At 68.4% G+C, this 7392-nt stretch carries 6 protein-coding genes, 1 tRNA gene and 1 pseudogene; 6 read left to right on the top strand and 2 right to left on the bottom strand.

The genetic code is table 11. The features are described from left to right. The 5 genes from ACIKT0_RS10285 to ACIKT0_RS10265 form a co-directional block, all read left to right on the top strand. A partial coding sequence (locus ACIKT0_RS10285; protein ID WP_407105257.1) for a YbfB/YjiJ family MFS transporter occupies positions 1–779 on the top strand: 779 nt, incomplete at its 5' end. Between the two features lie 124 nt (positions 780–903). After that, positions 904–1848: a tripartite tricarboxylate transporter substrate binding protein BugD gene (locus ACIKT0_RS10280; protein ID WP_407105259.1), complete on the top strand. Its 945-nt coding sequence runs from the start codon at positions 904–906 to the stop codon at positions 1846–1848. A 32-nt stretch (positions 1849–1880) separates the two neighbouring features. Continuing rightward, the gene (locus tag ACIKT0_RS10275) at positions 1881–2348 is read left to right on the top strand and encodes a tripartite tricarboxylate transporter TctB family protein (protein ID WP_407105256.1); all 468 of its coding nucleotides are present in this window, start codon (positions 1881–1883) and stop codon (positions 2346–2348) included. Positions 2349–2360: 12 nt separating this feature from the next. Next, positions 2361–3866, top strand: a complete 1506-nt coding sequence (locus ACIKT0_RS10270; protein ID WP_407105255.1) for a tripartite tricarboxylate transporter permease — start codon at positions 2361–2363, stop codon at positions 3864–3866. Positions 3867–3936: 70 nt separating this feature from the next. Further along, positions 3937–4012: transfer RNA gene (locus tag ACIKT0_RS10265), tRNA-Lys, on the top strand. A 333-nt stretch (positions 4013–4345) separates the two neighbouring features. On the opposite strand, the gene ACIKT0_RS10260 is transcribed toward ACIKT0_RS10265, so the two are convergent. Continuing rightward, positions 4346–4597 carry a hypothetical protein gene (locus ACIKT0_RS10260; protein WP_407105254.1) on the bottom strand — a complete coding sequence of 84 codons (252 nt, stop codon included), beginning with the start codon at positions 4595–4597 and terminating at the stop codon, positions 4346–4348. 81 nt (positions 4598–4678) lie between these two features. Here ACIKT0_RS10260 and ACIKT0_RS10255 point away from each other — a divergent pair. Continuing rightward, a pseudogene (locus ACIKT0_RS10255) lies at positions 4679–6568 on the top strand (DUF1989 domain-containing protein); the annotation flags it as partial. Between the two features lie 130 nt (positions 6569–6698). Here the strand turns inward: ACIKT0_RS10255 and ACIKT0_RS10250 are convergent. Next, on the bottom strand, positions 6699–7265 hold the full coding sequence (locus ACIKT0_RS10250; RefSeq protein ID WP_407105258.1) for a DNA-3-methyladenine glycosylase: 567 nt from the start codon (positions 7263–7265) through the stop codon (positions 6699–6701). Positions 7266–7392 lie beyond the last annotated feature (127 nt).

The raw sequence follows: 7392 nt of genomic DNA, 5'->3' as shown, positions 1-7392 counted from the left end.
CGCATGGCCGGGCGGGCGAAGGCGACGGCAGCCTGTGCGAGACGCTCACCCCCTTCGGCGCGGAACGCATGCTGGAAGGGCTGCTGCTGATCCCGCTCGCGGCGCCTTCGGTGCGCAGGGCCGAGGGCGACGATTCCCGCGCGGCCGGCCGGCCGGCACCGCTTCGGCCAATGGCGTGGATTCTCGCCGCCTACGGCGTCTTCGGGGCGGGCTACATCACCTACATGACCTTCATGATCGCCTTCCTGCGCGAAGGCGGCGCCGCCACCGTCGAGGAGGCGGAGTTCTGGTGCGTGGTGGGTCTTGCGGGACTCGTGTCGCCCTGGCTCTGGGCGCGGCCGCTCGGGCGGCTGAAGGGCGGCTGGGGCATGGGCCTCGCCACGGTCGTGACGGGGCTTGGCGCGGTCGCGCCGCTGTTCCTCGAGGGCTTCGCGGCCGACCTCCTGTCGGGCGTGATCTTCGGCCTCGGCATGTTCGCCGTCACGGCCGCCACCACGATGTTCGTGAGACGCAATCTGCCCCAGGCGACCTGGGCCTCCGGCGTCGCCGCCATGACGGTCTCGTTCAGCCTCGGCCAGACGGTCGGCCCGATCGTCACCGGCCTGTTCACGGACTGGTTCGGCGGCCTGACGGGCGGGCTCGGCTTCGGGGCCGGACTGCTCGCGCTGGCGGCGGCGTTCGCCTTCACGCAGCGCGAACTCTCCGTGATCGAGGTTGCGCCGGCGCCGTCATTGGCTAATGATCCCGCCGCGGGACGGAGGTTTGGCCGGTCCGCATAACGGGTTGGGCGCCCCCAAGAAGCGTCGCCCGCGAAGAGGCGACGGGGAAGGCTCCGCCGCCCCAATTGGCATTGGGGAGCTTCACGTGAAGAACGCGCGTATCGTTGCGGTGGTCGCCGCGCTCATGGCCGCAGCCGGCTTTTCCGGCGGCGCCGCGGCGGAGGATTACCCGACCCGCCCGATCAGCATGGTCGTGCCGTTCGCGGCCGGCGGCCCGACCGACACCGTCGCCCGCCTGGTCGCGGAGTCGATGAGCCGGGACCTCGGCCAGCAGATCCTGGTGGAGAACGTCGGCGGCGCCGGCGGCACGCTCGGCGCGTCCCGCGTGGCGAAGTCCGATCCCGACGGCTACACCCTGCTGCTGCACCACATCGGCATGGCGACCAGCGCCGTGCTCTACCGCAAGCTTCCTTACGACACCCTTAACGCCTTCGAGTATGTCGGCCTCGTCACCGACGTGCCGATGACGATCGTCGCGCGCTCCGACTTCGAGCCGGCCGACCTCAAGGGCCTGATCGACTACGTCAAGACGAACAAGGACAAGGTCACGCTCGCCAACGCCGGCGTCGGCGCGGCCTCGCATCTCTGCGGCATGCTGTTCATGAGCAAGATCGGCGAGCAGCTGACCACCGTGCCCTACAAGGGGACGGGCCCGGCGATGACCGATCTGGTGGGCAAGCAGGTCGACTTCATGTGCGACCAGACCACCAACACCACGAACCAGATCAAGGGCGGCAAGATCAAGGTCTACGCCACCACGACCAAGGACCGCGTCGCCTCGCTGCCGGACGTGCCCACCGCCGCAGAGGCGGGGCTGCCGGACTTCGAGGTCGGCATCTGGCACGGCATCTACGCGCCGAAGGGCACCTCGCCGGAGATCACCGCCAAGCTCTCGGCTGCGCTGCAGAAGGCGCTGAAGGACCCGCTCGTCGTCAAGCGCTTCGCCGATCTCGGCACCGCGCCGTCGACCGAGGCCGAAGCGACGCCGGACGGCCTCAAGACCAAGCTGACCTCCGAGATCGAGCGTTGGCGTCCGGTCATCAGCGCGGCGGGCGTTTACGCCGACTGACCCCGGCCTAGAACTCGAGCTGGCGAGGGGCCATGCAAATCGACACCCGCGAGCTCGCCTGCGGGGGGCTGTTCGTCGCCTTCGCGGCGGCTTTCGCCTACGGAACCGTCGACCTGCCGCTCGGCAGCGCGCTGCGGATGGGGCCGGGCTATTTCCCGCTGATGCTGGCGATCATCCTGGGCGTGCTCGGGCTGATCATCATCTTCAAGGGGCTCGGCCGGGCGCCGTCGCCCATCGGCGGCGTGCCGTGGCGCGGTCTCCTGTTCATCCTGGCCGGGCCGATCGTTTTCGGCCTGACGGTGCGCGGGCTCGGCCTCGCGGCCGCCATCGCGCTGGTGGCGGCGATCGCGACGCTCGCGAGCGCCCGCGCCGGCATCCGGCTGATGCTGCTGCTGACGCTGAGCCTGACGGTGTTCTGCGTGATCGTGTTCAGCTACGGGCTCGGTCTTCCCTATGCGCTGGTCGGGCCGTGGCTCACGCCCTTCCTTCCCGGCAGGTAAGCGAGAGCGCAGATGGACCTCCTTCAGAATCTCGCCATCGGCTTCAGCGCATCGCTCGAGCCGGTCAACCTGCTCTACTGCTTCCTCGGCGTGCTGCTCGGCACGCTGATCGGCGTGCTGCCCGGCATCGGTCCGACCGCGACCATCGCGATGCTGCTGCCGATCACCTTCGGCCTGAAGCCGGAGACCTCGCTGATCATGCTCGCCGGCATCTATTACGGCGCGCAGTATGGCGGCTCCACGACCGCGATCCTGATCAACCTGCCAGGCGAAAGCTCCTCGGCGGTCACGGCGATCGACGGTTACCAGATGGCGCGGCAGGGCCGGGCGGGGCCGGCGCTCGCGATCGCGGCGCTGGGCTCGTTCTTCGCCGGCACGGTCGCGACCATGCTGGTGGCGGTGTTCGCGCTGCCGCTGACCGAGATGGCGCTCCAGTTCGGACCGGCCGAGTATTTCTCTCTCATCTTCCTTGGCCTGATCGCCTCGGTCGCGCTCGCGCACGGCTCGGTGCTCAAGGCGCTGGCGATGATCACGATCGGCCTGCTGTTCGGCCTCGTGGGCACCGACGTCACCTCGGGCGCGCAGCGTTTCACGCTCGGCATCCCGGACATCTCCGACAAGCTCGAATTCGTCTCGGTCGCGATCGGCGTGTTCGGCCTCGCCGAGATCCTCAAGAACCTCGAGAACGAGAGCGATCGGCAGGTGGCGATCAAGAAGATCACCCACGTCTGGCCCACCCGCGACGACTTCCGGCAGATGGTCGGCCCCGTGCTGCGCGGCACCGGCCTCGGCTCCGCGCTCGGCATCCTGCCGGGCGGCGGCGCGATCCTGTCGTCCTTCGCGGCCTACACGGTCGAGAAGCGAATCTCGAAGACGCCGGAGGCCTTCGGCAAGGGCGCGATCGCGGGCGTCGCCGCGCCCGAAGCAGCCAATAACGCCGGCGCGCAGACCTCCTTCATCCCGATGCTGACGCTCGGCATCCCGGCTAACGCCGTGATGGCGCTGATGGTCGGCGCCATGATCATCCAGGGCATCCAGCCGGGACCGAATGTCGCGATCGAGCAGCCGCAGCTGTTCTGGGGCGTCATCACCTCGATGTGGATCGGCAATCTGATGCTGGTGATGCTCAACCTGCCGCTCGTCGGGCTGTGGGTGCGGCTGCTGACGATTCCCTACACGATCCTGTTCCCGGCGATTCTGGTGTTCTGCTCGATCGGCGTGTTCAGCGTGAACTCCAACGTGTTCGACCTCTACACGGTCGCCTTCTTCGGGCTCGTCGGCTACGTGCTGATCAAGCTCGGCTGCGAGCCGGCGCCGCTTCTGCTCGGCTTCGTGCTGGGGCCGATGCTGGAGGAGAATCTCCGCCGGGCGATGACCATCTCGCGGGGCGACTGGACGGTGTTCTTCACCCGCCCGCTCAGCGCGACCCTGCTGATCATCGCCCTCCTGGTGCTGGTTCTGGTGTTCCTTCCCTCGATCCGCGCCAAACGCGAAGAGGTTTTCCAGGAAGAGGGCTGATCGCCCTAGACAGCCGGGGCGGCCTTTGTTACATCCCCGGCCGCGGCGCAACCGCAGGCCTTCGGGTCTCGGGCGCATAGCTCAGTTGGTAGAGCAGCTGACTCTTAATCAGCGGGTCCTAGGTTCGAGCCCTAGTGCGCCCACCACCTCTTTCTCTTGAGGTGGACCAGCGCCGCGTAACGGAACGTAGAAGCAGTTTTCTGGACTGCTTTTACAGTTCCGCTTCTCCCTTCCTCCGCTGTTAGCTTCCGAATCGTACTCTCCGCGAGCCGGACGCTGCAGCGTCCGCTCCCGGACGATGCGCTGACCACCGCCGCGCGGGGGGAGAATCAGGACGGCTCTTCGGCTTGAGGTCCGGACCTGCCGGGAGATAGCGAAGCCTTCCGGTTCGAGAAGATCATGAGGCCCGCCTGACGGCCTGACCAGATCGCGACACGGGCGGCGTCGGCGTCGGCCCTGCCTCGGCTCTGGCTCCCGGATCAGGTCCGCCCGTCTGCTTCTCCTTCCCCGCCCATGCCGGCGAACTGGCGTTCGAGGTCGTCGGCTTCGGCCCGGCAGCGAGCGGCCTCTCTCTTGAGAAGCCGGTTGATCGCGCTCTCGATGCTGTAGCTGCCCCGGCCGTCGTTCAGGCGGCCGTCCGCCGAGAACTCGGCATGGTGCGCTTCCTCACGCAGCCTCGCGATCTCCGCCTCGATCTCCTCCGGGACTGCGGTGGGGAGAGGGGTGGTCATGGGCGCGGCTCCCGATCCAGAGGATCCTGATGACTGGACATGGCGCTCGCCGGCTTTCCGCGAACGCTTTCGTCCGCATTTCTCGATCCAGATCAGCAGACCCCGCCGACCGATCTGAAGGTCGAGATCGAAAGCCACGCTCCTGCCGGCGGCGTCGCGCCGGCGCCGCTGGCGGAGCCGAAGCTCGACCTGCGGATCAAGGCCGCCACGGCGTCCGCCTATCGGGTGGCGGCGGGCGACTACATCCAGATCATCGACGTCGACGGCCGGCAGTGCTCGGACTTTCTGGCCTTCGACGCCGCCGCCCTGGAGCGGGGCGAGGAGTTCGGCCTCGATCCGACCGTCACCCGCACCCTGATGGGCACCGCCAATCCGGGCCCGGGGCTGCACTCCAAATATTTCGACGCGCGGATGACGCCGCTGGTCGAGATCGTGCGCGACACGGTCGGACGCCACGACGCCTTCCTGCTCGCCTGCACGCCGAAATACTATGAGGACATGGGGTATCCGGGGCACGACAACTGCACCGAGAACTTCAACCGCACGCTGAAGCCCTACGGGGTCGCGCCGCGGGCAGGCTGGCCGGCGATCAACTTCTTCTACAACACCTTCGTCAGGGCCGACGACTCCATCGGCATGGACGAGCCATGGTCGCGGCCCGGCGACTACGTCCTGCTCAGGGCGCTGACCGACCTGGTCTGCGCCTCGTCGTCCTGCACCGACGACATCGATCCCGCCAACGGCTGGTCGCCGACGGACATCCATGTCCGCGTCTACGACAAGTCGGAAAACTTCTCCAAAGGCATAGCGCACCGAATGACGCCCGACGCCGAGCCCAGGCTGACCCGCGAAACCGGGTTCCACCCGCGCACCGCCGCGCTCACCCGCAAATTCTCCGAATATCGCGGGTTCTGGCTCGCGGACTGCTACTCGGACGAGGGCCCGATCGCGGAATACTGGGCCTGCCGCGAGCGGGTCGCGATCATGGACCTGTCGCCCTTGCGCAAATTCGAGGTGATCGGCCCGGACGCCGAGGCGCTGATGCAGCTCGCCGTCACCCGCAACATCAAGAAGCTCGCCATCAACCAGGTGGTCTATACGGCCATGTGCTACGAGCATGGCGGCATGATCGACGACGGGACCGTCTTCCGCCTCGGGCAGAACAACTTCCGATGGATCTGCGGCGAGGACTATTGCGGGGTCCATCTGCGCGAGCTCGCCCGCAAGCACGGGCTGAAGGTCTGGGTGAAGACCGCGACCGACCAGCTCCACAACGTCGGCGTCCAGGGCCCGCGCTCGCGGGAGGTGCTGGCGAGCCTCGTGACGACCCCTCCGGCCGAGCCCACGGTCAGCGAGCTGAAGTGGTTCCGCTTCACCGTCGGCCGGCTCAACGGGGTCCCGGTCGTGGTGTCGCGCACCGGCTATACGGGCGAGCTCGGTTATGAGGTGTTCTGTCATCCCGACCGCGCCCCGGAGGTCTGGGATGCGATCATGGAGGCGGGCGCGCCGCACGGCATCAAGCCGCTGGGGCTCCAGGCGCTCGACATGTTGCGCATCGAGGCCGGCCTCGCCTTCGCGGGCTACGAGTTCTGCGACCAGACCGACCCGTTCGAGGCCGGCATCGGCTTCGCTGTGCCGAAAGAGAAGACCGACCCCTATGTGGGCGCGCAGGCGCTTCAGCGGCGCCGCGAGACGCCGTCCAAAAAGCTGGTCGGGCTCGACATCGACAGCAACGAGGCGATCGGCCATGGCGACTGCGTCCATGCCGGCCGCGCGCAGATCGGCGTGGTGACGAGCGCGACGAGGTCGCCGATCCTCGGCAAGACGATCGCGCTCGCGCGCCTCGACGTGACCTATGCGGAGCTCGGCGCGCAGGTCGAGATCGGCAAGCTCGACGGCCAGCAGAAGCGCATCGGCGCGACCGTCGTGGCCTTCCCGCATTACGATCCGCAGAAGACCCGCGTGCGCACGGAAGCGCCCGCGCACGACGCCACGGCGCCGGCGGCCTCCCCGGATTCCGCGCAGGCGCAGGAGCCCCGCGGCAGCCAGGTGCGGGTCTGACGCTTCGGGAGCAAGGCGCGGCGCGCGGAACTTCGGCGGTTCACGCGTTGAGCCGCCGCAGTCCGCTGACGTAAGGGCTCCCGCGAACATAGAAGCGCAGCAGGCGGTCCGCCTCGCGCGAGATCCCGATCCTGACGCTTTCGCCGATCTCGTCGGCGGCCTCGTCGCCGCGCGCCAGCCACAGCGGGCCCGTGCGGCAGAGATCCAACCCGTCGAGCGAGCGGTCGATCCGCAACGCGGCGGCGAGCCGTCCGGGGCCGCGCGCCAGGTCTCGCAGGGGGCCGTCACCGCGGTTGAGCCGCATGAGGGAGACGCCGTCGCGCGGCTCGATCGCCCTGATCAGGACGCCGGCGCCGATACCGGAGATCTCGGCCGAGACGTTCAGCATCCAGGAGCGGCCATAGATGAAATACACATAGGCGTGGCCCCGCTCGAGAAACAGCGAGCTGTTGCGCTCGGTCACGCCGCTGAAGGCGTGGCCGGCCGCGTCGCCGACGCCATAGGCCTCGGTCTCCACGATCCTGCCGCTGACGACGCCCTCGGGCAGCGCGCGCGCCACGACCTTGCCGATGAGAAAGCGGGCGAGGGCTGCGGTTTCGACCGGCAGCTCGGAGCGGTCGAGCGGCGCGAGAGGGGGGCAAGATCGTGCTGCTCGTCGCCATCATCCTGTTCATCCAGAAGAAGCCGCGGGGCCTGTTCGCCCTCAAGGGCCGGGCGGTGGAAGCATGAGCCGC

Source organism: Hansschlegelia beijingensis (genome assembly GCF_045505405.1).
GTDB classification, from domain to species: Bacteria; Pseudomonadota; Alphaproteobacteria; order Rhizobiales; family Methylopilaceae; genus Methylopila; species Methylopila beijingensis_A.
This window is presented reverse-complemented; position numbering and strand designations above follow the sequence as displayed.

What these genes read in the sequence shown, in the direction of transcription:
- ACIKT0_RS10280 (WP_407105259.1), top strand. Translation starts at nt 904, where the DNA reads ATGGCCGCAGCCGGCTTTTCCGGCGGCGCCGCGGCGGAGGATTACCCG.
- ACIKT0_RS10275 (WP_407105256.1), top strand. Translation starts at nt 1,881, where the DNA reads ATGCAAATCGACACCCGCGAGCTCGCCTGCGGGGGGCTGTTCGTCGCC.
- ACIKT0_RS10270 (WP_407105255.1), top strand. Translation starts at nt 2,361, where the DNA reads ATGGACCTCCTTCAGAATCTCGCCATCGGCTTCAGCGCATCGCTCGAG.
- ACIKT0_RS10260 (WP_407105254.1), bottom strand. Translation starts at nt 4,597, where the DNA reads ATGACCACCCCTCTCCCCACCGCAGTCCCGGAGGAGATCGAGGCGGAG.